The organism is Rhizobium sp. CCGE531, assembly GCF_003627795.1.
In the GTDB taxonomy this organism is placed as follows: domain Bacteria; phylum Pseudomonadota; class Alphaproteobacteria; order Rhizobiales; family Rhizobiaceae; genus Rhizobium.
This window is the reverse complement of the sequence record NZ_CP032684.1, coordinates 2,443,870-2,467,212: the sequence shown is the minus strand read 5'-3', so window position 1 is coordinate 2,467,212 and position 23,343 is coordinate 2,443,870. Positions and strand designations below refer to the sequence as shown.

The window sequence follows — 23,343 nt, the reverse complement described above, 5'->3', positions numbered from 1 at the left end:
CTCACACCCTCTCCACAAATCCATCCAGCACCCGCTTCTGCCCGGCGCGGTCGAATTCGATGGTCAGCTTGTTGCCCTCGATCTCCGAGACATTGCCGTTGCCGAACTTGATGTGGAAGACGCGGTCGCCGACCATGAATTTGGAGGGTTCGGAGGAGGTGGATTTGGCCACCAGCTCGCCGTCGATGGTGCGCACTTTCGGGCCGCTTTCGCCGTAGCCGATGCGCTCGACGGCGTGGCCGGAGCGGCTGCCCCAGTTGTCGCGCGTTGCGTCGTTTCGGTTTGCCTGCGCGCGTTTCCAGCCGGGGGTGGAATAGGAATTCGCAAAGGGCTCGGCCTTGTCGAAGCGCGACTGGCCGTAGCCGCCGCGACCATATCCGCCATAGGATTGCTCGACTTCGGCGACTTGGACATGCGTTTCCGGTAGCTCGTCAAGGAAACGGGAAGGGATGGTTGATTGCCAGAGGCCGTGAATGCGGCGGTTGGAGACGAACCAGATGTGGCAGCGGCGCTTGGCGCGGGTGATGCCGACATAGGCGAGGCGGCGCTCTTCCTCGAGGCCGGCGCGGCCGCTTTCGTCGAGCGAGCGCTGGTGCGGAAACAGGCCTTCCTCCCAGCCTGGCAGGAACACCGTGTCGAATTCCAGACCCTTGGCGGAGTGCAGCGTCATGATGGAGACGGCGTCGAGATTTTCGTTCAGCTCGGCATCCATGACAAGGGCGACGTGTTCGAGGAAGCCACGCATCGATTCGAAACTATCCATGGAGCGGATGAGTTCCTTGAGGTTTTCCAGGCGTCCCGGCGCTTCCGCCGATTTGTCGTTCTTCCACATGTCCGTATAGCCGGACTCTTCGAGGATCTGCTCGGCAAGCTCTGTATGCGGCGTGTTTTCGAGCAGGCCCTGCCAGCGGCGGAAGGATTGCACGACGTCGAACAGCGCCTTGCGCGCCTTCGGCTTCATCTCGTCCGTTTCGATGATATCGGCCGCTGCCGCGAGCATCGGGATATCCCGCGCGCGGGCATAATCGTGCAGGGCGCGCACGGTCGTGTCGCCCAGGCCGCGCTTCGGCGTGTTGATGATGCGCTCGAAGGCGAGATCGTCGGCCGGCTGACAGACGAGGCGGAAATAGGCCATGGCATCGCGGATTTCGAGGCGCTCGTAGAAGCGCGGGCCGCCGACGACGCGATAGTTCAGGCCGAGCGTGACGAAGCGGTCTTCGAATTCGCGCATCTGGAAAGAGGCGCGCACGAGGATCGAAATGTCATTGAGATTGTGCTTGTTGCGCTGCAGCTGCTCGATCTCTTCGCCGATCGCGCGCGCTTCCTCCTCGGAATCCCAGGAGGCATGCACCTGCACCTTGATGTCGTCGGGGTCGGAGCGATCGGTGAACAGCGTCTTGCCGAGCCGGCCTTCATTATGGGCGATCAGATGTGCCGCAGCACCCAGAATATGCTCGGTGGAGCGGTAGTTGCGCTCGAGCTTGATGACCTTGGCGCCGGGAAAATCCTTTTCGAAGCGAAGGATATTATCCACCTCGGCGCCGCGCCAGCCATAGATCGACTGGTCGTCGTCACCGACGCAGCAGACATTCTGCAGCTCGCCCTTCGGCCGCTGCGCCAGCAGGCGAAGCCACATATACTGCGCCGTATTGGTGTCCTGATATTCGTCGACCAGGATGTAGCGGAAGCGCTGGTGATAGTCCTTCAATATATCAGGATTCTGCCGGAACATATTGATCGGATGCAGCAAAAGGTCGCCGAAGTCGCAGGCGTTCAGCGTCTTCAGGCGGTTCTGATAGGCGGTATAGAGTTCGCGCCCCTTGCCGTTGGCGAAGGCGCGCGCGTCACCTTCCGGAATATCGGCGGGGCTGAGACCCTTGTTCTTCCAGGTGTCGATCATGCCGGCGAATTGCTTGGCCGGCCAACGCTTGTCGTCCAGACCCTCCGCCTGGATCAACTGCTTGATGAGGCGGATGACATCGTCGGTATCGAGAATGGTGAAGCTGGAGGAAAGGCCGACCAGCTCTGAATGACGGCGCAACAGTTTGACGCCGATCGAGTGGAACGTGCCGAGCCAGGGCATGCCTTCGACGGCGCCGCCGACCAGCAGGGCAACGCGCTCCTTCATCTCGCGGGCCGCCTTATTGGTGAAGGTGACGGCGAGGATCTGCGAGGGGAAAGCGCGGTTGGTGGACAGGATATGAGCGATGCGCGTCGTCAGGACGCGGGTCTTGCCGGTGCCGGCGCCCGCAAGCACCAGAACGGGGCCGTCAAGCGTTTCGACTGCTTCGGTCTGTTCCGGATTGAGGCCGGCGAGATAGTCCGGCCGGCGGCCGCTGTCGCGCGCAGCCATGGCCCGGGCGGCAAGGCCGCCGCCGATGCTGCCGGCAGCCGGCGCTGAACGGCGCGATGCCGTGTGCTCCGGCTCCTCGTCAAAGAAGGGAATATCGTCATGTCCAATGGTCATGCGGCCCAATGTAATGATTCTACCCCGAAAGGCAAAAGAAACGGGCCGAAACTAGAACAAAAAGTGCACATTCAAGGCCTAAGGGCGTTGATGGCGTAGCTATTTTCGCATTTGAATGAAGGCATGCGAGCGGAGATAAAACGTGTCGTTGTCCACCTCGTGCCCGTTGTCGTCAGTGTAGTGTGGCGACGACGACCAATATCGTGTCCGACGGGGCGCTACGCTCGAAGCTCGCCAACCTTCGGGCGGCGGAATAGTCGGGAACGGGTGGGTTGCGCCGGTTGCCCGCTTTGCGCTTATTTATGGTAAATCGGGCGTTTCGCTTAGCGCTTTCTTAAGCATGTTTGCTAATCATAGCGGCATGTAACCGCTGGAGCGCAGGCGTTGTTTTTGCCTTGCTCCCCGTTCGCCGACACGCTCGGCCCGCGCGCATGAGCGCTCGCGGCAAGGTTTCAATGTCTCCTTGTATTTGTTGCGTATTGTTGCGTCCGGAGTTCATGTGCCGTGAGTATTTTTTCGACCTTCATCAGGGTCAGTCCTTCTGTGAATACAGCACTGGAAGTGCTGAGGGACACCCAGACCAAACTGACCAATGCCGAACGGCAGATGTCATCCGGCCTGCGGGTACAGACAGTCAAAGACAACGCCACATACTGGAAAATCTCGACTTTGACGCATACCGATGTCGGCGCTATTTCGTCGGTGCAGGATGCGCTTGGTCTTGCCGCCTCGACCGTCAGCACCGCTTCCACGGGCGTCGGCAGTGCAATCGACGTTGTGACCGAAATCAGGACGAAGCTTGTCAGCGCCTATGAGACCAGTGTCGACAAGACGAAGCTCGATGACGAGCTTACCCAGCTGAAGCAGCAGCTGCGCAGCATAGGGGAGTCCGCGACCTTCAATGGCGTCAACTGGACCGTGCTGCAGGACGGCGCGGATCCCGCCGCACCGCATGAGGTTCCTGGATCCCTTATTCGCGGCACCAACGGAACCGTCTCGATCGGCATGCTGAACTATGAAGGCGTAAGCTCGACGACCGGCCCCGTCACTTCAAGCGATGCGCGTTACCTGATAGACGACCAGTCAAGCGGCACCGGCGGTTACGGCGTCCTGACCTCGACGGCCTTCGCGACCGAGGCCGGTGCCGCAAAAAATTATGTTCTGCTCGGCAGTAAGAACGGCAATACCAGCGGGCAAGTGGAGATCTCGCTCGATGCGAATACGACGCAAGGCGCCCTCGTCGACATGGTCAACACCGTGACGGCGATGCTGAACCAGCTCAAGACGATCGGATCCGCCTTCGGCTCTCTCGAATCGCGCATCAATCTCCAGACCGAGTTCGCCAAGAATCTCAGCGATTCCCTGACCAGCGGCGTCGGCAAGCTGGTGGACGCTGATATGGAGCAACAGTCGAGCAGGGTATTGGCGCTGCAGACCCAGCAACAGCTCGGGCTACAATCGCTCTCGATCGCCAATGCAAGCTATACCACGGTGACGCAGCTCTTCCAGAATCTCTGATTGCCGGCCCGAAGAACAGGCAGGCAAATATGGGGTCGATGCGGCCCCGCAGATCACAGGCGGCGATCCCTTTGCGAAAGAGCCGTGTCTTTAGGCTATACACAGGGGACAAAGGCCCCGATGAGATTCCTCTTCATGATATCGCCGCAATGCTTCATATCTGCTGCGGCCATCGAACCGGAGAGCGACGATTCCATGATCAAGAAAATTGCCATTCTTGCCCTAGCGGCAGCCTTTTTGAACGCATGCACCACCACTGATCCCTATACGGGTGAGCAGAAGGTATCCAATACCGCCGGCGGTGCAGCGATCGGTGCCGGTGTCGGCGCCGTTGCCGGTCTTCTGATCGGCCATTCGCCGGCCTCGCGCCGCAATGCCGCGCTGATCGGCGCCGGCGTCGGTGCGCTCGCAGGCGCCGGTATCGGCAACTACATGGACCAGCAGGAATCCGAACTGCGCGCACAGCTGCAGGGCACCGGCGTTTCGGTGACCCGCGCTGGCGACCGCATCATCCTGAACATGCCTTCGGCGATCACCTTCGACATCGACCAGGACGCGATCAAGCCGGAATTCTTCTCGACGCTCAATTCCGTCGCGATCGTTCTGCGTAAGTTCAACCGCACCCTGATCGACGTCAACGGCCATACGGATTCGACCGGCAGCCAGCAGCATAACCAGGATCTGTCCGAGCGCCGCGCCGGATCGGTTGCGTCCTACCTCGGCAGCCAGGGCATCGACCAGCGCCGCATGTCGGCCATCGGCTTCGGCCCGTCGCAGCCGGTCGCATCGAATGCGAGCGAGGCTGGCCGCGCCCAGAACCGCCGCGTCGAGATCCAGATCGCGCCGATCACGCAGAACGGCTAAGCCTTTTCAACAAAAACGGCCGGGTCTCGCGATCCGGCTGTTTTCTAAAGCGCGCCGCGATCTTTCAGATTCGCTTTTCGCGCTTTAGGTCTTTGATTTTACGCATGTCGTTGCCGCAAAACCGCTGCACACTTTTGCGCGACATGCTTCATTGCAAGGCAGATCATGCGTGCATGCTGGCGCCCTTGGTGATCTTGTCGACGATTTTCTTTTCGCCGCGCAGGGCGATGCCGACCACCTTGGCGTCCTCCGGGGCGAATTCGGAGAAGGCGGCGCGATTGGCGACGTCATGACCGGTTGTAAACATTTCCTCGATGAAGATCGAGGAGGTGACGCCCCGCTCCAGCGACCGGCGGTGAATGGCGGCAATGCTTTCCGGATCGGCCGAAAGCACGATAATGGGCTGGATCGATAAAGCGTTGTAGACGTTGCCGGTGCGATCGCGATAGGGTTCGCCGATGATGTCAGGATATTGTCCGGCTATGCCTGTCGATAGGAAGGCAGTTACATTCAGCTTCTGCCAGGATTGAAGATCGCTTCGCAGCACGATCGCGATTTTGGTATCGAACATCGGTGGTCACTTTCATGCAGTCTGGGAATGGGACGTTGCGCGAGGATGTAGCCGGACAGATCTTCGAGGGTCTTGAACGTTTGTGCGTGACGCCGGAGGCCAACCGCATCCTGTCCGCGCCGGCCTATCCCGGCATCGAGCGCATTCAGGCGCAGTTTCGAGGCGACGCATTCGAACTGCACCGGCACGACACCTATGCGCTCGGCGTCACCATGCGGGGCGTGCAGACGTTCCGTTACCGTGGCGAACAGCGCTACAGCGTGCCGGGACGGGTGATCATCCTTCATCCGGACGAGCTGCATGACGGCGGGGCTGCGACCGAGGACGGCCTCGTCTATCGCATGCTGTATCTGGAACCTTCGGTCCTGTTTCAATGTCTGGAGGCGGCACGGATCGGTCTGCCATTCGTCGATGAACCTGTTCTGGAGGACAGTCGTCTCGCCGGCTTGTTACTGGCAGCCCTTGGCGAGCTCGATCGCGAACTGGACGAGCTCTTCGTCGACGATTTCGTCTCTCGTCTTACCGACGGCCTCGTCCAGCATGCCCGCCTGCCGCAGCGGCCATTGGGCAGCATTGCCTGGGGACAGGTGAAGACCGCACGGGATTATCTCGAAGCGCATAGCATGCAGGATGTGCGATCCCAGGAGCTGGAGCGCATCACCGGCCTTGACCGCTTTGCGCTTGCGCGGCATTTCCGCGCCGCTTTTGCGACCAGCCCGCACCGATTCCTGCTGATGCGGAGATTGCAGCAGGCGAAGGCGATGATTGGCGTGGGCGAGCCGATTGCGGAGGTTGCCGCCGCGACCGGGTTTGCCGATCAGAGCCACTTGACCCGGCATTTCAAGAAGGCCTTCGGCATCGCACCGGGCGCATGGCGCAACATGGTGCGGGGAGACGGATGGCAGAGCCGACCGATGCTCAGTGAACGCCGAGGAATTGCCTGAGTTCCGGTGTCCGCGGATCGGCGAAAACCTCGCCAGGCGGGCCGATTTCATGCACGCGGCCCTGGTGCATGAAGACGACGCGCGAGCAGACGTCGCGGGCGAATTTCATCTCATGCGTCACCATCAGCAGTGTCATGCCTTCGCCGGCCAGTTCGCGCACGACGGCGAGAACTTCGGCCACCAGCTCGGGATCGAGGGCCGACGTAATTTCATCGCAGAGAAGCGCAATCGGCTGCATGGCAAGGGCTCTTGCGATGGCGACGCGCTGCTGCTGGCCGCCGGAGAGTTCATCCGGATAGGCATCGAACTTGTGCCCGAGGCCGACGCGATCGAGCATTCGCCGCGCCATCGCCTCTGCTTCGGCCTTGGCGGTCTTCTTGACGACCATCTGCGACAGCATGACGTTGCGTCCCGCCGTCAGGTGCGGGAAGAGATTGAATTGCTGGAAGATCATGCCGACCTTCAGCCGGAGCGCCTTCAGGTGCAGGTCGTCGGGCAGGAGCTGCGCGCCTGCGACGGAAATCGAGCCATCATTGATCGCCTCCAGCCCGTTGATGCAACGCAGCAGCGTCGATTTTCCCGAACCGCTCTTGCCGATGATGGCGATGACCTCGCCGGGCTCGACATCAAGATTGATGCCTTTCAGGACCTCGTTGGCGCCGAAGCTCTTGCGGACTTCAGTGATTTCGATGAGCGACATTGAGCTTTCTCTCCAGGATCTGGCTGCTTTTCGACAACGGCCAGCACAGGGCAAAATAGATGAGCGCGACAAAGCCGTAGACGGTGAACGGCTGGAAGGTCGCATTGGTGATGACGGTGCCGGCCTTGGACAGTTCGACGAAGCCGATGATGGAGGTCAGGGCCGTGCCCTTGACGACCTGCACGGAGAAGCCGACCGTCGGCGGCACGGCGATGCGCAGCGCCTGGGGTAGGATGACGTAGCGCATCTGCTGCAGATAGCCCATGCCGAGACTGGCCGAGGCCTCCCATTGTCCCCTGGCGACAGCCTCGACGCAGCCGCGCCAGATTTCGATCAGAAAGGCTGATGACCAGAGCGTCAGAGCGCCACCCGCGGCAAGCCATGCCGGCACGTCGATGCCGAACAACCCGAAGCCGAAGAAGGCGAGGAAGAGCTGCATCAGCAGCGGCGTGCCCTGGAACAGCTCGACGAAGTATCTGACCGCGACGCGGCCAGCCCTGGCCTTGCCGATACGCAGGAGCAGCAGGATCGCGCCAACGATGGCGCCGCCGGCAAAGGAGACGAGCGACAGCAATATCGTCCAGCGCGCGGCCAGAAGCAGGCCGCGCAGGATATCCCATGTGGTGAACTGGATCATTGGCGGACCCTACGTGGAAAGATCAGCATCCCCACGGCGGCGAGCGCTTGCCGAAGCAGGATCGCCAGCACGAGGTAGATTGCCGTGGATACGAAATAGGCTTCGAAGGCGCGGAACGAGCGCGACTGGATGAAGTTTGCCGCGAAGGTCAGATCTTCGGCAGCGATCTGCGAGACGACCGAGGAGCCGAGCATGACGATGACGACCTGAGACGACAAGGCCGGCCAGATGCGTTGCAGCGACGGTACGAGGACGACATGCCGGAAGGTCTCGAACCGGGTCATGGCAAGGCTCGCGCCGGCTTCGAACTGGCCGCTAGGCGTCGCCTGTATGCCGGCGCGGATGATCTCGCAGCTATAGGCGCCGAGATTGATGATCATGGCGAGATTGGCGGCGGTCATCTCGTTCATCTGCACGCCGATGCCGGGCAGGCCGAAGAAAATGAAGAAGAGCTGGATCAGAAACGGCGTGTTGCGGATCAGCTCGACATAGGCAGCGACGAATGGCTTCAGCCAGCGCGGGCCGAGCGCGCGCGCCCAGGCGCAGGCAATGCCGAGGGTGATGCCGAGGACGGCGCCGACCAGGGTCAGTTCCACCGTGACGAAAATGCCCTTGATCAGGGCCGGGTAATAGTCGGCGAGCCAGCCGAAATCAAAATGATAGCGCATGAGGTAAAGCCTTGCCGGCGGCCGATTGCACCGCCAGTTGGCGGTGCAATCGGCCGCGCGCTCATCAGAAGCCGGCCGGCAGGTCGGTGCCCAGCCATTTCTGCGATATCTTGTTCAGCGTTCCATCGGCCTTGGCCGCGGCGATGATGTCGTTGACCTTTTTCTGCAGGGCCGGTTCGTTCTTGCTGAGCCCGATGTAGCAGGGGGAATTGGTGACGAGGAATTTCATCTCCGGCTTTTTCGGCGGGTTCTTGGCGAGAATGGCCGCGGCGACGACGTTGCCGGTCGCAACCAGCTGGACCTGTCCGGACAGGAAGGCGGAGATGGTGCCGTTATTGTCCTCGTAGCGCTTGATCGTCGCGTCCTGCGGCGCGACCTTGGTCAGCGCCAGATCCTCGATCGCGCCGCGGGTGACGCCGATCGTCTTGCCGGAGAGGTCTTCCGGCTTGGTGGCGGTGACGTCGCCTGGGCCGAAGACGCCATTGAAGAAGGGCGCATAAGGATCGGAGAAATCGATGACCTTCTCGCGATCCGGATTCTTGCCGAGGCTGGAAATTACCAGATCGACCTTGCTCGTCTGCAGGTAAGGGATGCGGTTGGCGCTGGTGACCGGTACGAGTTCGGTTTTCACACCAAGCTTTTCGCCGATCAGGTTGGCCATATCGATGTCATAGCCCATCGGCGTCATGTCCGGACCCACGCTGCCGAACGGCGGGAAGTCCTGCGGGACGGCGACGCGGAGCGTGCCGCGCGAGGTTACGTCGCTCAAGGCGTCCGCCCGAGCCGCGTGCGGGGCGGAAAGCGACCCCATCGCCAGCATCGCGATACCGAGTGCCGTGAGCAATTGTCTGCGCTTCATCGAATGTCCTTCCAATCGTGGCGTGTTCAAGCTGGAAGGCAAAAAGCAAGACCCATGCCAGTCAGCGGTATATTGCTCCGTCGACTGCGGATATCGGCGTGGGAGTGCTTCATCCTTGGCTGCTGGCGGATCAGGCGTGATTAAAAAATGAGCAATTGCTGTCGCGATGCTTGTCTGAATGCCGCCGAACCCATGCGCCGAGAATGGTTCACTTCATGACTGGACAGTTCTGCCCCAAATGCCTCATAGAACCAATAAAGGGTTAACGCCCTTGATGACTGCGATGGGAGATTCGAACTATGGTTTTGGCTGATGCAAAGGCGGGAACACGCAACGAAGCTGGCATATCAGCCGTTCTCGGCATTCTGAAGCAGGCCTTCGGAGAGCGTTTCCAGACCGGCGAAAGCTTTCGCGGCCAACATGCTCATACGACGACCTATATCCCACCGCAGCTTCCTGATGGCGTGGTGTTCGCCGAAACGCGCGAAGACGTGCAGATCGTCGTCAAGGCGTGCGCCGAGCACAGGGTTCCGATCATTCCATTCGGCACCGGCTCTTCGCTGGAAGGGCAGGTAAATGCGCCGCAAGGCGGGATTTCCATCGATTTCAGCCGGATGAATCGCGTGCTTGAAGTCAATGCCGAGGATCTCGACTGCACTGTCGAGCCCGGCGTGACGCGCGAAGAGCTCAACACCTACCTCCGCGACACCGGCCTGTTCTTCCCGATCGATCCGGGCGCCAATGCCTCGATCGGCGGCATGGCATCGACGCGCGCATCGGGCACCAATGCCGTGCGCTACGGCACGATGAAGGACAATGTGCTGTCCTTGACCGTCGTGACCGCCAATGGCGAGGAAATCCGCACCGCCCGCCGCGCCAGGAAGTCATCCGCCGGCTACGATCTGACCCGGCTCTTCGTCGGAGCGGAAGGCACGCTCGGCGTGCTGACGTCGATCACGCTGCGCCTGCAGGGCATCCCGCAGAAGATCGCTGGCGGCGCTTGCGCCTTTCCGGATATCAAGGCGGCATGCGACGCCGTCATCATGACGATCCAGATGGGTGTGCCGGTCGCGCGCATCGAGTTGCTGGATGCCATGCAGATGCGGGCCTGCAACCGCTATTCCGGGCTGACCTATGACGAGAAGCCCACGCTTTTCCTCGAATTTCACGGCACGGACGAGACCGTCGAGTTGCAGTCGGCGCAATTTGCGGAGATTGCGGCCGATTGCGGCGGCGGTGAATTCCTTTGGACAAGCAATGCGGAGGAACGTAACAAGCTCTGGAAGGCGCGCCATGACGCCTATTGGGCCTGCCGGGCGCTGGCGCCCGAGCTGGCTGCCTTGTCGACGGATGTCTGCGTGCCGATCTCGCGTTTGGCCGAATGCGTCGCGGAGACCCAGGCCGATATCGAGGCGCATGGCCTGCTGGCGCCAATCGTCGGCCATGCCGGCGACGGGAATTTCCATGTGCTTGTCCTGTTCGACGACAAGACCGCGGAAGGGATCGCAGTCGTCGAAGATTTCGTTGCGCGCCTGAATGCGCGCGCGCTGGCCATGGACGGCACCTGCACGGGTGAGCATGGGATAGGGCAGGGCAAGATGGCATTCCTCGAACAGGAACTCGGCAATGCCGTCGATCTGATGCGCCAGGTCAAGGAGTCGCTTGATCCGGACGCCATCTTCAATCCTGGAAAGATATTCCACGGGCACTGAAAGATGGAATATTTTCATGATCTTGGCTTGCTACATATGCGAATGACGCTAGGCTGCAGCCGCTCTTTTCCGGCTTTTGTCATGAAAAGCGGCATGCATGCGCTAGTTGGGGTGGCATAGCTCTTAAAAAGGGCTGCTTTCATAGGCAGGGATCGGATAGAAGTGTGCATATTCCAGCTTGTGTCGCGCATGCGCTCTGATACGCGGTGGCTTGGCATGGGTTGGGAATGAAGATTGGAGACTGTGCGCATTGTTAGGTAGGGTCCTGGTTTTTCTGGGTGGATTGCTCGTGGTGGTGCTGTTCGTGGCACTGCTTGCTCCGCTCTTCATAGACTGGACCGATTTTCGCAAGAATTTCGAGGATCAGGCGAGCCGCATCATCGGCAAGAAGGTGACCGTCCACGGCACCGTCGATGCCCGCCTTCTGCCGTTTCCGTCGGTAACGCTGCACGATGTCCGCGTCGGCCAGGAGGCCGATGGGACGCCGCTGGTGCAGATAGCGGAATTCTCGATGGATGCCGAGCTGGCGCCTTTCCTTTCCGGCGAAGCGCTGATCTTCGATATGCGCATATCGAAGCCGAATGTACGCCTGCGCCTGTTGAAGGATGGAACGCTCGACTGGATGCGTGGCAGCCTGCCGGAGATTCCGGCAAAATCGGTGGTGCTCGAAAGCGTCCATGTGGAAGAGGGCGACATCCTCTTCATCGACGAGCAGGCGGGCCGCACCCGGCATGTCACCGGCGTGAATGCTCAAATGTCGGCGAGGTCGCTGGCCGGGCCTTGGCGCATTGAAGGCGACGCGGCGCTGGATGGCGAGCATGGCAACTTCACCGTTTCCAGCAGCCAGCCCGACGACAACGGCGTCCTGCGTGTCCGCACCCGGCTGATGCCCGACCGCCATCCCCTTAACGTCGATCTCGACGGCGAACTGAAGCTCGTCAACAGCAAGCCGGATTACATGGGCTCCTTCACGGCTGGCGTCAGCGACAAGCAGGCCCGCGATTCGGCCGATCAGAAGGCGCAGCCCCGCATCAAGGGCCGGTTCGAACTGACGAATGATCGCATTCGCGTCCCGGAATACCGCCTCGAAGTCGGCGCCGATAACGATCCCTATGTGGTAACCGGCGAGGCAACCCTGGATACGGGCTCCAAGCCGGAGTTTCTGTTGACCGCCGATGGTCAGCAGATCGACGTCAACCGGCTCGGCAACAACAAGGGTGCCAACGGCAAGACGAACCGGAATCCGACCGTCTCCGCGCGTCAGCGCCTGAACAGTCTGATTGCGATCGCCGCCGAAATCCCCGTACCGCAGGTGCCCGGCAAGGCGACCTTCCGGCTGCCGGCGATCGTTGCCGGCGACACGACGATCCGCGACGTGCAGCTCGATCTCGAACCGGCGGGAACGGGGTGGAAGATCGACCATGCGATCGGAATGCTGCCTGGGCGCACGCAGGTCGAGGCGCGCGGCAATCTGATGCTGCAGGGCGAGCCGAATTTCATCGGAAATCTGGTCGTCGCCTCCAACCAGCCTTCCGGGCTGGCTTCCTGGCTGGTGGGATCGGTGGACCCGTCGATCCGCCAGTTGCGTCAGGCGGGTTTTTCCGCCGATGTCAGCTTGCGGCACGAAGAGCAACGTTTCGAGAATCTGGAGATCGCCGTCGGTTCGGCAAGCCTCAAGGGCCGGCTCGACCGCCAAGCGCTGAATGACAAGGACCCGCCGAGACTTGCCGTCGATCTTGCCGGCGACGCGCTCGATCTTGACGCGCTGCGGGCGTTGACCGGGTTGTTCACCGGCCAGGACAGCGACGAAACCCTGTTCGATCACCGCATCACCGCGCATCTGCAGGCCGGGAAGTTCACGGCCTTCGGCGTACCTGCCGATAATGTCGATACGTCGTTCTCAATAGCAGGCGGTGCGCTCACGCTGGACAAGCTTTCCGTGCGCAACGTCGCCGGCGCTGAAATCACCGCCACCGGCCGCGCCGACGGCGAGCCTTCGCACTATAAGGGCTCGGGCGAAATCACCTTCAAAGCCGCCGATCCCGGCCCATTCTTCGAAATGCTGCGCCAGCATCTGCCGCATCATCCCGTCATGGACCGGTTGGTGCGCAATGCCGCTTGGTATGGAAATACCGCCCTTCGCGGAGCGGTCACGCTTGGCGGCGACCAGGACAATGCGCTGACGGTGACGCTGGCTGGTGTCTCCAACGGCAGCCGCGTCAATTTCGATTATCGCATGTCCGATCTCTCGGCCTTCGCGGGCAAGGGCACGACGACGCTCGAGGGAACGCTGGAAAACTCCATTACATCCATCCTCTTCGGCCAGGCCGGCCTTGATCCGCTGCCGGTCGAGGCTGATGCCAATGGCCGCCTGACGCTAAAAGTCTCCGCCAACGGCACCGATCCGGCCGATGCGGCATTGACCTTTGCCACCGACAAGACCTCGTTCACGGCGAACGGCAAGGTCGACGTGCGTCCCGATACCTTCCTCAACGGCAACATTGCGCTTTCGCTCGAAAGCGCCGATCTCGATCCCTATTTCGTGATGAATGGCATCGGCATCCCGCAGATGGGAACGGGCCTGCCGGTGAAGTTCCAGGCCAATGCCGCGCTGAGCCAGGATAAGATCGTCTTTTCCGACATGAAGGGGTTGCTTGCCGACAACACCGTGTCGGGCGCGCTCACCGTCGATCGCAAGGCGCCGAACATCAAGGCATCAGGCGAATTATCTCTCGACAAGGCGGATTTCGGCTGGTTGGCGGAGGCGATCTATGGGCAGATTACGAACGCAAAGACGGGCGGCCTCGACAAGGACAAGCTTGGATTGCCGGCCTTCACCGGGCTCGACATCGGCGTCAAGCTTTCAGCCAAGCAGGTTTGGCCCGGCATATTCGGGCCTATCTCGAATTTTACCGCCAATGCCTCGTACAAGGGTGAGGAGCTGCGGCTGAACGATCTGGCCGGCGGCTGGAACGGTGGCACGCTGAACGGCAGCATCATGCTTGCCAATTCCGACGGCACGGGCTTGCTGCAGACGAAGCTCAATATTGCCGACGGTGATCTGGCTGCCGTCGCCTGGCAGCGCGACGGCGCACCGCTTGCAAGTGGCCGTTTCGGCTTTGCGATGAATGCCGAAGCGAGCGGCAGGAGCGTTGCCGAGCTTGCCGCCAATGCCAGCGGCTCGGGAGAGATCAAGCTTGGCGACACGCGTGTGCGTGGTCTCAATCTTTCCATCCTGCCGCCGCTGCTTTCGGCGACGGATCAGATCCAGGGCGATATCATCGCCGCCAAGGTGCTGCCGATCGTGCAGACGCTGCTCAACAATGGCGAAGCGGTGCTTCCGGCCACGAGCATACCCTTCAATATTTCCGCAGGGGTGGCGCGCGCGACGAATATTGCAGCCGGCAACGATGTGGCGAAGCTCTCCGGCAATGCCGAAATGAGCTTGCCGGACGAGCGCATGCGCGGATCCCTAGGCATTGATTTCAATGCGGGAGCCGAGGCGCAGAGTGGCGCCGAGCCGGCCCTGCGCCTCGATTTTGCCGGGCCGCTCACGGCGCCGGGCCGAACGATGGATGTGACTGATGTGACCAGCTTCCTGTCTGTTCGCGCATTCGAGCGCGAGCGTCGGCGTGTCGAACGTTTGCAGGCCAATGTGCTTGAGAAGCAGCGGCTCCGGCGCGAGGTGGCGCTCTACAAATTTACTGTTATCGCACGCGAAGCTCAACGCCGGCATGATGCCGCCATCGAACAGCAGCGCCGTGCCGAGGAAATCCGCCTGCGCGATCTGGCCCGGCAGGCTGCGGCACAAAAACAGGCACAAGAAGAGGCAAGGGCCAAGCAGCAGGCGGAAGAGGAAGCCAAGGCTAGAACTGCCGCGGAAGCCCGGGCAAGGGCGGAAACGCAGCGCGCACCAGCACCCAACGGCCAGGCGCCCCAAACGAATGCGCCCCTGAATTTCAATGGGCTGCCCGGAATTGCGCAATAGCACATCTCTCCGCGGCGGCCTCTAGAGCATTTCCGTTTTAAACGGAGTCACGGAGATGCTCTATCCCTCTGTTTTTACGCAGTTCCGGACGCAAAACCGCTTCGCACTTTTGCTGGAACTGCTCTAGTTGCGATCCTTCAGCCATTTGAGAACGTAAAGGCGGAGTGCGGAGGAGAGGTTGCTGCCGGCCTCGCGACCGTCGTCGATCTCGGAGATTAGTGCCGCCAGCGATGTGCCGCGCGCATTGGCAATGGCCTTCAGTTCTGTCCAGAAGGCATCTTCCAGGGAAAAGCTCGTGCGATGGCCATGCAGCGTCGCGGAATGTTTACGGATCATCGGCGGATCGATCAAAAATCGGAAATGGTGGGATAATGTCTGAAAGTGATTCAAAATGCGGAAGTAAGCAACTGATTTCTGAAGTTTTTTATCTCAAGACCAAAACTAGTCTTCGGTCTTCGTCGTCTCGATTCGGCCTGCTTCGTGGGTTTTTGCGCTCTTCTCGTTGAGCGCTTTCGTCAGGCTCTTTTCGGCCTTGGCTCGTCCGAAGGTGACGCGGTTCTGCTCCGCCTGCTTATCCTTGACCGAACGGGCCTGCTTCTTTCGAAACTGCCGCAGATTGACGATTTCGGCGCTCATCGATCCCTCGTGATATGCGAAGGGGAGGCAAATGCCTCCCCAGTTATGCCTACTGTTTCTTGCGGAACGCGTCGAGAGAGACGACCGATCCAGGTTTCTTTTCCTCGCCTTCCTTGGCTGCCGCCGCCGGCGCTTCCTCGCCTTCGGCGGGCACCGGATAGGCGGTAATTTCGCTGGAGGAGAGTTCCTCCTCCTCGTCGGCCAGCGGCACGTCGAACTCCAGTTCGAAGTTGACGGAAGGATCGTAGAATCCGCGGATGGCGTTGAAGGGGACGACCAGCTTTTCCGGGACGTCGGAGAAGGAGAGACCGATCTCGAATTGGCTTTCCGTGATCTTCAGATCCCAGAATTGATGCTGGATGACGATGGTCATCTGCTCGGGATACTTCGCCTTCAGGAGCTGCGATATGCGCACGCCGGGAGCGCCCGTCAGAAAGGTGATGAAGAAATGGTGGTCACCGGGCAGGCGACCTGCGGCGCCGACCTCGGTCAACACCTTGCGGATGACTCCACGCAAGGCGTCCTGTGCCAAAATGTCGTAGCGGATATGATCCTGCCCCATGCTTTCCTGTCTTTCGTTGGCCATGTCTTTTGTAAGGCTTATGCCACGCTGAACGCTGCCGGAAAAGCCCTGTGCGCGAGTCACCGCCTGTCGATCTATAATATAGCACTGGAGAAGAAGGTGAAGGCTTCTGTTGCCAGGTGCCTTCGAACCCCGCCTAAGAGTGCGACCCCTTAGGACTTTATTTGAAGTGTCACACCGCGATTAAGCAGCGAGACGAGCTTCCGCATAGTTGTCGTTTGCAACTACAATTTTAGCCCGATAACGGCGGTACAATGCCGAGCAAAAAGTCGATCTTTACACCCTTGTCGATCCTGTTTCGCCCCCATCAAAAGCCGGTCTGCCGCCAGTCTTGCCGGCCGGTTTTTGGTGGAGGCGCCGGGTACCGCCCCCGGGTCCAATAGGTTTATTACACCGCTCATTTATCGCCATAGCCGGCCCGAAGACCGGCACGGCTGATATAGTGTTTTCCGCGGGCGAAGGGAAGGGCAATTGTCATAAATGCTTCGCCGAAACATCGCTTTGCGTTGGAGGGCGCGAGATTTGTATGAATTCCGTTTCGCTACGGTTGGTTTCGTCTCGGCTTGTCATTAAAATCGCAAGAAAGGAATCGGCCGGGCGCGGCGGCAACTGGCCGCTGATGGCATCCGTGCCATCCGTAAGTTCAAGCGATTTCGGAGCGGAAGATGGCTCGTCACCCGGAGTATCAATATCTCGACCTGATGGAGCACCTGCTTGAGCATGGTGATCGCCGGATCGACCGAACGGGAGTCGGCACCTTGAGTGGCCTCGGCGCGATGATGCGCTTCGATCTTTCGAAGGGGCAGATCCCGATCTTCACGACGAAGCGCGTCTACTGGAAGCTCGCCGTCAAGGAAATGCTCTGGTTCCTGACCGGCGACACCAATATCCGCAATCTCCTGAAGGAGAACGTGCGGATCTGGACCGACTGGCCGCTGGCGAAATATCGCAAGGCAACGGACGAGGATATCGATCAGCTTGCCTTCGAGAAGCGGATTCTCGAGGACGAGGCCTTCGCGCTCCAATGGGGCGATCTCGGCCCGGTCTACGGCAAGCAGTGGCGGCAATGGCGCGATGCAGAAGGCCGGGTTCATGACCAGCTTGCCTCGGTCATTCGTGACCTGAAGACCAATCCCAGCAGCCGCCGCATGATTTTCCATGCCTGGAATGTCGGGGAGCTTGCCGATATGGCGCTGCATCCATGCCACATGGTCTATCAGTTTCACGTGTCGAACATCGGGGCTGAGGGGGGCAAGCGGCCGCGTCTCAGCCTGATGGTGTTCCAGCGCTCATGCGATCTGTTCCTCGGCAATCCCTTCAACATCAGCCAGCAGGCGGTTTTGCTGGCCATGATCGCGCAGCAGGTCGACATGGATGTGGGGGAACTGGTCTGGTCGGGCGGCGACGTACACCTCTATCTCAACCATCTCGACGCCATCCGCGAGCAGCTCAGCCGCGAGCCCAAGCCGTTCCCGACATTGCGCCTTCTACGCCGGCCCGACAGCATCGACGACTATCGCATCGAGGATTTCGAGGTTACGGACTATGAGCCACATGCCGCGATCGCGGCCGAGGTTGCGGTTTAGAGCAGTTCCAGGAAAAGTGCGCAGCGGTTTTCCGTCCGGAATGCGTAGAGAAACAAAAAGATAGAACGTTTTCGCGATTCGAAGAAAAGCGGAAATGTTCTAGGTTGTCGGCGTCGAGTCGGGATCCGCGCGCTGATCGAGCAGCAGCTGCAGGAATGCCAGGTCGAGCCATCGCCCGAACTTCGTGCCAACCTGCGGGAGAAGGCCGACCTGCTGGAAGCCGAGCTTTTCGTGTAGCCTGATCGAGGCTTCATTGCCGGCTTCGATGCCCGCGACCATCGCATGCTTTCCGATCGACCGGGCGCGCTCGATCAGCTCGATCATGAGCGACTTGCCGATGCCGCCGCGATATTGGTCATTTCGGACATAGACGGAGTGTTCGACCGTGTGCCTATAGCCGTCGAAGGCACGCCAGTCGCCAAACGAGGCGTAGCCGACAACGTCGCCGCGCTCGTCGGTCGCCACCAACACCGGATACCCCAGCTTGTGCCGATCCTGCAGCCATAGCGTGCGGTTGGCGATATCGACTTGCGTCTCGTTCCAGATCGCGGCGGTATTGGCGACGGCGTCATTGTAGATCGCGGTTATTCCCGCAAGATCCTCGTCTCTCGCATCGCGAATTTGCATCGGCGGCTCCGTGGACTTCATCTGCTAAATTGGATGATCGTGTCGTTTGGTTTTTCATGCTGTCATACACCGATTTCGGTGTCTGTCTACTATATTGGTACAAAAATTACATGGAGAGCAAATTCAGATACTCTCTACTCAAGCTTTTTAAGACCTCGTGCGCGGATTGTCTTCCCCACGAGAGTCCACTATAGTAAAACGCATGTCCCAACTTGATGATATCGACAGGCGCATCGGCGCACGCATTCGTACCGAGCGCGAGAGCCGCGGCTGGTCGTTGACGGAGCTGGCAGAGCGCTCGGCTGTTTCCCGTGCCATGATCCACAAGATCGAGCGCGGCGAGAGCAGCCCGACGGCGACGCTGCTCGGCAAGCTCTCCGGCGCCTTCAGTTTGAGCATGTCGACCTTGATGGCGCGCGCGGAGATGCAGCGGGGCCGCTTTCTTAGGAAGGATGAGCAGCCCGTCTGGGTCGACCCGCAGACGGGTTACGAGCGGCGGCACGTCTCCCCGAAGTCCGATCTGCCGCTGGACCTCGTCCGCATCGAATTGCCTGCGGGAGCGGACGTTCCCATGCCCGCATCGGCCTATGCCTTCATGCGGCAGCTCATCTGGGTGCTGGAGGGGCGGCTGACCTTTCTCGAAGGAGATGCCAGGCACCGGATGTCGGCGGGCGATTGCCTTGAGCTCGGTCCGCCGATGGATTGTGTCTTCAAGAATGAAGGCGCGGAGCCCTGCACCTATGCCGTTCTCGTGCTCCGCAATGCATGAGAGGTGCTAAAGTTAGCGTTACCGCACGGCATTCCGCTCGCCCGGTCGAGCGATAGGCGATATGCTGCCGTCTTCCCATGCGGAGGAGGAGATTGACCTTGGAGATCGCAGTCATCGGGGCTGGTGCGATGGGCAGTGCCATCGGCCGGCGGTTGGTCGAAAATGGAGCGAGGGTAGTTACCCATCTCGAGGGTCGCTCGGCTTCGACCATCGAACGGGCGAAAGCAGCCGGCATGGAGCCGGTCGGCCTTGACGCTATTGCTGCGTCGCGTCTCATTCTTTCCATCGTTCCGCCCGCCGAGGCGATTGCGGTCGCCAAGCAGATCGCCAGCGAGCTAGGCCGAAGCGGCGGTAAGACAACGTTCATGGACTGCAACGCGATTTCGCCGAGGAGCATGGCGGAGGTTGCGACGATTTTCAGCAGCGACTGCGGCGTGGTTCTCGACGGCTCCATCATTGGCGGTCCGCCGAAGTCCGGCCAGAAGGGGCCGAAGCTCTATGTCAGCGGAGACATCGCAAATGACAGCGGCGTGCTGGTGGAGCATGGACTTCAGGTTCGCCGCATCGACGGGCCGCTCGGCGCAGCCTCGGCCTTGAAGATGTGCTATGCCGGCATCAACAAGGGCGTGACCGGTCTCGGCACGGCCATGCTGCTTGCCGCGATCCGTTCCGGCGCGGATGCGGCCTTGAAACGCGAGCTTCAGGAGAGCCTGCCGGATCTCGATGCGAAATTCGTGCATGGTATTCCGGACATGTATCCCAAAGCCTATCGCTGGGTCGCCGAGATGGAGGAGATTGCGGATTTCCTTGGCGAAGACGATCCCGCCGCGCTGATATTCAAGGGAATGGCCGGGCTCTATCGAAAGATGGCTGAGGATCGGGAAGGCGGAGGTCTTCTGGCCGACCAGCTCGACAAATTGAATCGCTCCGTTTGATAGAGCAACTAAAGGATTATTGCGTTCACAAATGAAGTGTCTTCAGAGCGCCAGTTGCCGACGACAAGTCTGAACATTTTCGGTGTCCAAATCAAATTCACTGGTTGTGAAAGTGACGTCTATCTGACATGACGGCGCGCATGAGCGTGCTATCTGAAATTCTGAAGGTTCTGTTCAGTGTCGAGTAAACCGCGAGCTTTCATGCCTTCGGCCGTCTCGGTCGTGGCGCGCAGCTATCCCGATAGAATAATCGGAGTGGAAAACCGCTTGCCTTGGCATCTGGGCACGGATCTCAAGCATTTTAAAGCGTTAACACAAGATCATGTGATTATTATGGGTCGGAAGACGTTCGAGTCTTTAGGTCGACCTCTGCCAAACAGAATTAACATCGTCCTTTCTCGCGAGAAAATTGAAGACCGCGCCAATTTATTTTGGGTTCAAAATCTGGAAACGGCACTTCTGCTCGCAGATTTTCACTCTATATGCAAAGGTAAGAAGCAGTTTTTTGTTATAGGCGGCGAAGGAATTTACTCTCTTTTTAATAAATATATTAATAAAGTATTTTTAACCGATGTTAATAGCGGCCCAATTAACGGCGACGCGAAGTTTGACTTCGATTTTCCTAATTCCGAATGGTATTACCAATTCGAAAGAGAATTTCAGAAATCAGAAATTGACGATTATTCATTTCGAATTTCTTATATAGTCAGACGCAAGCCGGAACATCGTAAAAGAATGATCAGCGAGTTTCGTGAGAGGAACAAACTGTTTGACGTCAATTGGCAGCAATTTACTGCGGATAAAGATGTCGCAGATGATGAACGTCATATTGAACGAGCGCAGCTAAGTTTTCTTGGGCGCTTGTAAATTGATTCTGCGTAGCAACTGAACAATACGTTGATCCATAATAGCTCCCACTAATGCCCCAAAAATCAAATATTTTACAATGAATCCGACGAACTTCCTCAAGTCTCGTTGAAAGCAGGTGCTTCGATACCTATAACGGGAAACAATCGCTGCCACCCGCGGATCTCGAGCCAAGAATTCCGCGGATTCGGCGCGATATCGGGAGTCAACAAACAAAGAGGTTTTGATGCCTTGGAGCAATCAGAATGGCGGCGGCGGCGGCCCTTGGGGCGGCGGCGGCGGCGGAAATAATCAGGGACCTTGGGGGCAAGGACCAAACCGGCCGCGAGGAAGCGGCAACGGAGGGCCTCCGGACCTTGAGGATATCATTCGCCGTGGTCAGGACCGATTGAAGGGTTTCGTGCCAGGTGGCTTCAACGCAGGCGTCGTGCTTATCATCATCGCAGTGATCGCCGTTTTCTGGTTGATCCAGTGCCTCTACACGGTGCAGCCTGACGAGCGCGGCGTGGAATTGCGCTTCGGCAAGCCGCGCGAGGAAATTTCCATGCCCGGCCTGCACTTCCATGTCTGGCCGATGGACCGCATCGAATTCGTCAAGGTGACCGAGCAGCAGCGCAACATCGGCGGCCGCTCGACCGCCGGTTCGACCGTCGGCCTGATGCTGACGGGCGATCAGAACATCATCAACGTGCAATTCTCGGTTCTCTACACCGTGACCAACCCGCAATCCTATCTGTTCAATCTCGAAACCCCCGACGAGACGCTGCAGCAGGTTGCCGAAAGCGCCATGCGCGAGGTTGTCGGTCGCCGTCCTGCCCAGGACATCTATCGCGACAAGCGCCAGGAAATCGCGACCGAGGTGAGGAATATCATCCAGGATGCGATGGATCGCTATGGCTCGGGTATTTCCATCAACGCCGTGCCGATCGAGGATGTGTCGCCGCCGCGCGAAGTGGCGGACGCCTTCGAAGAAGTGCAGCGCGCCGAGCAGAACGAAGACCAGCAGGTGGAAGAGGCCAATCAATACGCCAACCAGAAGCTCGGTCAGGCCCGCGGTCGCGCGGCTCAGGTCCGCGAAGAAGCAGCCGCCTACAAGGACCGTGTCGTGAAGGAAGCCCAGGGTGAGGCGCAGCGCTTCATCTCGATCTATGACGAATACGTCAAGGCGCCGGAAGTCACCCGCAAGCGGTTGTTCATCGAAACCATGGAGTCCGTCATCGGTAATTCCAACAGCATCATCATCGACGACAAGCAGGGTGTCGTACCTTATCTGCCGCTGAATGAAATCGGCAAGCAGTCCACGACGCCGGCGGGCAAGCCCGCCGCTGCAACTCAGCCGGAGGCCAAATAATGACGTCCAGCCGTTTGCCAGCCATTCTCATCGCGCTCGCGGTAGCGCTGCTGCTCGTTTATTCGTCGGTGTTCGTGGTCAATGCCCGCGAACAGGCGATCGTCCTGCGCTTCGGCCAGATTCGCGACGTCAAGACGGAACCGGGTCTCTACTTCAAGCTGCCTTTCGCCTTCATGGATGCCGATCGGGTCCAGTATGTGCAGCTGCAGGAACTGCGGTTCGACCTGGACAATATTCGCGTCCAGGTCTCGGGCGGCAAGTTCTATGAAGTCGATGCTTTCGTCGTCTACAAGATCATGGATGCGCGCAAATTCCGCGAGACTGTCTCGGGTGACCGCGACGCGGCTGAATCGCGTCTCAGGACCCGCCTGGACGCTGCCCTGCGCCGTGTTTACGGTCTGCGCGGCTTCGAAGCGGCGCTGTCCAACGAGCGTGCCTCCATGATGACGGAAGTTCGCAACGATCTGCATCGCGATGCGGAAACGCTTGGTCTCAATATCGAGGATGTTCGCATCCGCCGCACGGACCTGTCTCAGGACGTGTCGCAGAATACCTACGACCGCATGAAGGCCGAGCGTCTGGCGGAAGCCGAACTCATCCGCGCTCGCGGTAATGAAGAAGGCCAGCGCCGCCGCGCGATCGCGGACCGTCAGGTTGTCGAGATCGTTGCGGACGCTCAGAAGGATTCCGAAGTGCTGCGTGGTCAGGGCGAAGCAGAGCGCAATGCGATCTTCGCCGACGCCTCGAAGCGCGATCCGAATTTCTACGAGTTCTATCGCTCGATGGCCGCCTATAACAAGGCGCTCGCCTCGGGTGGCAAGACGCTTGTCCTGCCGCCGAACCAGTCGGACTTCTTCAAGTATTTCGACAGTCCCGTAGGTTCCGCGCCCAAGTCCGGGGCGCCGGCCCTTGCCAATCCGACGCCATCAGCGAACTAAGGCGTCAATCAAGGAATGGAAGGGCTGCCTCACGGCGGCCCTTTTCCTTACGGCGGATCGCATCACCTTTACCATGTCGGCATCGTCGGCGTGGAGGTGCGGGGATTTCGCAAAAAGGTGATT

21 protein-coding genes and 1 other RNA gene are annotated in these 23,343 nt (G+C 59.7%); 11 read left to right on the top strand and 11 right to left on the bottom strand.

What is annotated here, in order from left to right:
• Window position 1: 1 nt before the first annotated feature.
• The gene (locus CCGE531_RS12020; RefSeq protein WP_120664364.1) at window positions 2–2,467 is read right to left on the bottom strand and encodes a UvrD-helicase domain-containing protein; all 2,466 of its coding nucleotides are present in this window, start codon (window positions 2,465–2,467) and stop codon (window positions 2–4) included.
• A 504-nt stretch (window positions 2,468–2,971) separates the two neighbouring features.
• Here CCGE531_RS12020 and CCGE531_RS12015 point away from each other — a divergent pair.
• Together CCGE531_RS12015 and CCGE531_RS12010 are read left to right on the top strand one after the other, a co-directional pair.
• Window positions 2,972–3,985, top strand: a complete 1,014-nt coding sequence (locus tag CCGE531_RS12015) for a flagellin (RefSeq protein ID WP_120664363.1) — start codon at window positions 2,972–2,974, stop codon at window positions 3,983–3,985.
• Window positions 3,986–4,180: 195 nt separating this feature from the next.
• Window positions 4,181–4,849 carry an OmpA family protein gene (locus CCGE531_RS12010; protein ID WP_120666759.1) on the top strand — a complete coding sequence of 223 codons (669 nt, stop codon included), beginning with the start codon at window positions 4,181–4,183 and terminating at the stop codon, window positions 4,847–4,849.
• Window positions 4,850–5,012: 163 nt separating this feature from the next.
• Here the strand turns inward: CCGE531_RS12010 and CCGE531_RS12005 are convergent, their stop codons facing one another.
• Window positions 5,013–5,420, bottom strand: a complete 408-nt coding sequence (locus CCGE531_RS12005; protein ID WP_120664362.1) for a DUF2000 family protein — start codon at window positions 5,418–5,420, stop codon at window positions 5,013–5,015.
• 35 nt (window positions 5,421–5,455) lie between these two features.
• Here CCGE531_RS12005 and CCGE531_RS12000 point away from each other — a divergent pair, with 35 nt between their 5' ends.
• The gene (locus tag CCGE531_RS12000) at window positions 5,456–6,364 is read left to right on the top strand and encodes an AraC family transcriptional regulator (RefSeq protein ID WP_120664361.1); all 909 of its coding nucleotides are present in this window, start codon (window positions 5,456–5,458) and stop codon (window positions 6,362–6,364) included.
• On the opposite strand, the gene CCGE531_RS11995 is transcribed toward CCGE531_RS12000, so the two are convergent.
• The 4 genes from CCGE531_RS11995 to CCGE531_RS11980 all read right to left on the bottom strand — a co-directional run bounded on the left by CCGE531_RS11995 (window position 6,339) and on the right by CCGE531_RS11980 (window position 9,189).
• Window positions 6,339–7,064: an amino acid ABC transporter ATP-binding protein gene (locus CCGE531_RS11995; protein WP_120664360.1), complete on the bottom strand. Its 726-nt coding sequence runs from the start codon at window positions 7,062–7,064 to the stop codon at window positions 6,339–6,341. The genes CCGE531_RS12000 and CCGE531_RS11995 overlap by 26 nt on opposite strands.
• Window positions 7,042–7,701, bottom strand: coding sequence for an amino acid ABC transporter permease (locus CCGE531_RS11990; RefSeq protein WP_120664359.1), 660 nt, complete (start codon window positions 7,699–7,701; stop codon window positions 7,042–7,044). The genes CCGE531_RS11995 and CCGE531_RS11990 overlap by 23 nt, the downstream gene beginning before the upstream one ends.
• Window positions 7,698–8,369, bottom strand: a complete 672-nt coding sequence (locus tag CCGE531_RS11985) for an amino acid ABC transporter permease (protein ID WP_120664358.1) — start codon at window positions 8,367–8,369, stop codon at window positions 7,698–7,700. Before CCGE531_RS11985 ends, CCGE531_RS11990 begins: the two co-directional genes overlap by 4 nt.
• Before the next feature lie 64 nt (window positions 8,370–8,433).
• Entirely contained in the window at window positions 8,434–9,189 is a 756-nt protein-coding gene (locus CCGE531_RS11980) for a transporter substrate-binding domain-containing protein (RefSeq protein WP_245459138.1), read from the bottom strand.
• 338 nt (window positions 9,190–9,527) lie between these two features.
• Between CCGE531_RS11980 and CCGE531_RS11975 the strand changes: the two genes are divergently transcribed.
• Together CCGE531_RS11975 and CCGE531_RS11970 are read left to right on the top strand one after the other, a co-directional pair.
• Window positions 9,528–10,940 carry an FAD-linked oxidase C-terminal domain-containing protein gene (locus CCGE531_RS11975; protein ID WP_120664356.1) on the top strand — a complete coding sequence of 471 codons (1,413 nt, stop codon included), beginning with the start codon at window positions 9,528–9,530 and terminating at the stop codon, window positions 10,938–10,940.
• Window positions 10,941–11,190: 250 nt separating this feature from the next.
• A complete protein-coding gene (locus CCGE531_RS11970) occupies window positions 11,191–14,928 on the top strand; it encodes an AsmA family protein (RefSeq protein ID WP_120664355.1) in 3,738 nt (1,245 codons plus the stop codon).
• Between the two features lie 123 nt (window positions 14,929–15,051).
• On the opposite strand, the gene CCGE531_RS11965 is transcribed toward CCGE531_RS11970, so the two are convergent.
• From CCGE531_RS11965 to ssrA, 4 genes are all read right to left on the bottom strand, one after another.
• A complete protein-coding gene (locus CCGE531_RS11965; RefSeq protein WP_041677915.1) occupies window positions 15,052–15,264 on the bottom strand; it encodes a ribbon-helix-helix domain-containing protein in 213 nt (70 codons plus the stop codon).
• Between the two features lie 105 nt (window positions 15,265–15,369).
• On the bottom strand, window positions 15,370–15,564 hold the full coding sequence (locus CCGE531_RS11960) for a DUF4169 family protein (RefSeq protein WP_120664354.1): 195 nt from the start codon (window positions 15,562–15,564) through the stop codon (window positions 15,370–15,372).
• 49 nt (window positions 15,565–15,613) lie between these two features.
• A complete protein-coding gene (locus CCGE531_RS11955) occupies window positions 15,614–16,126 on the bottom strand; it encodes an SspB family protein (protein ID WP_120666757.1) in 513 nt (170 codons plus the stop codon).
• Between the two features lie 119 nt (window positions 16,127–16,245).
• Window positions 16,246–16,616, bottom strand: a transfer-messenger RNA (tmRNA) gene (ssrA, locus tag CCGE531_RS11950).
• A gap of 196 nt (window positions 16,617–16,812) precedes the next feature.
• Between ssrA and thyA the strand changes: the two genes are divergently transcribed.
• Entirely contained in the window at window positions 16,813–17,733 is a 921-nt protein-coding gene (gene thyA, locus CCGE531_RS11945; protein ID WP_120664353.1) for a thymidylate synthase, read from the top strand.
• 99 nt (window positions 17,734–17,832) lie between these two features.
• On the opposite strand, the gene CCGE531_RS11940 is transcribed toward thyA, so the two are convergent.
• Window positions 17,833–18,360: a GNAT family N-acetyltransferase gene (locus CCGE531_RS11940; protein WP_120666756.1), complete on the bottom strand. Its 528-nt coding sequence runs from the start codon at window positions 18,358–18,360 to the stop codon at window positions 17,833–17,835.
• Between the two features lie 202 nt (window positions 18,361–18,562).
• Here CCGE531_RS11940 and CCGE531_RS11935 point away from each other — a divergent pair, with 202 nt between their 5' ends.
• The 5 genes from CCGE531_RS11935 to CCGE531_RS11915 all read left to right on the top strand — a co-directional run bounded on the left by CCGE531_RS11935 (window position 18,563) and on the right by CCGE531_RS11915 (window position 23,220).
• Window positions 18,563–19,129 carry an XRE family transcriptional regulator gene (locus CCGE531_RS11935; protein WP_120664352.1) on the top strand — a complete coding sequence of 189 codons (567 nt, stop codon included), beginning with the start codon at window positions 18,563–18,565 and terminating at the stop codon, window positions 19,127–19,129.
• Window positions 19,130–19,227: 98 nt separating this feature from the next.
• Window positions 19,228–20,064, top strand: a complete 837-nt coding sequence (locus CCGE531_RS11930; RefSeq protein ID WP_120664351.1) for an NAD(P)-dependent oxidoreductase — start codon at window positions 19,228–19,230, stop codon at window positions 20,062–20,064.
• A gap of 201 nt (window positions 20,065–20,265) precedes the next feature.
• Window positions 20,266–20,931 carry a dihydrofolate reductase gene (locus CCGE531_RS11925; RefSeq protein ID WP_120664350.1) on the top strand — a complete coding sequence of 222 codons (666 nt, stop codon included), beginning with the start codon at window positions 20,266–20,268 and terminating at the stop codon, window positions 20,929–20,931.
• A 226-nt stretch (window positions 20,932–21,157) separates the two neighbouring features.
• The gene (hflK, locus tag CCGE531_RS11920) at window positions 21,158–22,282 is read left to right on the top strand and encodes an FtsH protease activity modulator HflK (protein ID WP_120664349.1); all 1,125 of its coding nucleotides are present in this window, start codon (window positions 21,158–21,160) and stop codon (window positions 22,280–22,282) included.
• The gene (locus CCGE531_RS11915; RefSeq protein ID WP_120664348.1) at window positions 22,282–23,220 is read left to right on the top strand and encodes a protease modulator HflC; all 939 of its coding nucleotides are present in this window, start codon (window positions 22,282–22,284) and stop codon (window positions 23,218–23,220) included. Before hflK ends, CCGE531_RS11915 begins: the two co-directional genes overlap by 1 nt.
• The last annotated feature ends 123 nt before the right edge of the window (window positions 23,221–23,343 follow it).